The 1,267-nt window shown below is 55.8% G+C and carries 1 pseudogene; it reads left to right on the forward strand.

The window, feature by feature from the left end:
* Positions 1-1,267, forward strand: a pseudogene (locus ABR397_RS22655) (type IV secretion protein Rhs); the annotation flags it as partial.

Consider the following 1,267-nt stretch of genomic DNA (forward strand, 5'->3'; position numbering starts at 1 on the left):
CGACCGCAATGGCACGGAACACCATATTCTGTGGGATGAATTTGGCCTGCCGAACGGCTACACAGATGCGGACGGCCACACCCGTCTGAGTGAATGGGACAAACACGGCCGCCAGCTGAGTTTCACCGATGCCAACGGCAACCAGACCGGCTGGCAGTACCAGAATGATACCGACCGGCTCACCTTTATCTTCTGGCCGGATGGCGCCGAGACGGCGCTGGCTTACGATGAATTTGGCCGGCGGGTGAGTGAAACCTCGCCACTGAAACAAACGACCCGTTATCACTACAGCTTTAATAATACGGTGCGTCCTTACAGAATCACGGATGCCAAAGGCGGAGAAAGCCATTTTATCTGGAATGGTCAGGGGCAGCTGATCCGCCACACCGACTGTTCTGGGCAAAGCAGCACATGGTACTACGACAATGAGCACCGGTTGAGCCGCTTTACCAATGCGTTGATGGAAAGGGTCAGTTATGACTATAACGATAACGGCCAGTTAATCCTCATCACCTATCCTGACGATTCCACCGAACACATGGCATGGGACAGCGCGGGTCAGCTCATCCATCACCAGCGCAATGAGAATGCGCCCCGCGCCTGGGAATACAATGCATTCGGTCAGGTGGTCTGTGCGACAGACCGTCTGCAACGTCAAATTCGCTATCAATACAGCCCTGAAGGGCATCTGGTGAAAATTGAGAATGCCAACGATGGCCGCTATTTACTGAACCGGGATGCCGAAGGGCGCTTAATCGAAGAAATCCGCCCCGACGACACCTTAATCCAGTACGAATACAACGCGGCGGGCTTATTGAGCACCGAGCGGCGCCTGGGTGACCGCGTGTTCAAATACCCGGAACGTCGGGTACGCCAGCATTATGATGCGGCCGGTCAGTTGATTCAGCGGGAAACCTACACGGACACCTATCAGTACCAGTGGGATAAAATGGGCCGGCTGCGGGAAGCCCGCCGTGAACCGAACGACAACGGCAAACAACTGGGGATCGAGCCCAACACCGTGCGTTTTGACCATGACGCATTGGGGCGCGTCATTCGCGAGCAGAACGGCGACGATTGCCTCCAGTTCAGTTATGACGAACTGGATAACCTGACCGCTCTCACGCTGCCACAGGGCGGCGCCTTAAGCTGGCTCTACTACGGCTCTGGTCACCTGAGTGCGATCCGGCATGAACAGACACTCATCACTGAATTTGAGCGCGATGACCTGCATCGTGAAACGCGCCGCACGCAGGGCAAGTTATTC

Origin of the sequence: Photorhabdus viridis (genome assembly GCF_040256935.1) — a bacterium.
In the GTDB taxonomy this organism is placed as follows: domain Bacteria; phylum Pseudomonadota; class Gammaproteobacteria; order Enterobacterales; family Enterobacteriaceae; genus Photorhabdus; species Photorhabdus viridis.